Raw genomic sequence first — 422 nt, 5'->3', positions numbered from 1 at the left:
TGGCGCTGACATTGACATTCAGCGGCACAATCGCGCCACCGCGCCCGCTGATCTGCTCTTCCATCATCAGGCGGATCAGCATTTTCTTGCGGTATTCCAGCACGATCTGGTTATTGCGCTCGACCAGATCATAACGCCCGCCCTGCAGACTGCGCTTAAAGGCCACCGCATCCGGGTCAATTTGTGTTGACCACGGGGTGCCGATTTGATAGTTCAGGCCGAAATTAAACAACGTTTCCCCGCCGCCGGACGCACTCTGCCGGCGATCCAGCCCCAGCGTCACCAGCGGGATCGGGGTATAGCTGAGGCCAAGGGTAAAGGCGGCCGGGTTTTTCTGCCGGCGCTCTTCACTCAGCAGCCCGACCTCATCGCCGAAGTACTGCTCATAAATCAGTTTGCCCCCCAGTTGCGGGTAGGATGGC

The 422-nt window shown here is 59.0% G+C and carries 1 protein-coding gene; it reads right to left on the bottom strand.

The window, feature by feature from the left end; translation table 11 throughout:
* Nucleotides 1–422 (bottom strand): inverse autotransporter beta domain-containing protein (locus Xbed_RS19140; RefSeq protein WP_208612290.1); only part of this gene is annotated, 422 nt, incomplete at both ends.

Source organism: Xenorhabdus beddingii, from assembly GCF_002127545.1.
Taxonomy (GTDB): Bacteria; Pseudomonadota; Gammaproteobacteria; order Enterobacterales; family Enterobacteriaceae; genus Xenorhabdus; species Xenorhabdus beddingii.
This window is presented reverse-complemented; position numbering and strand designations above follow the sequence as displayed.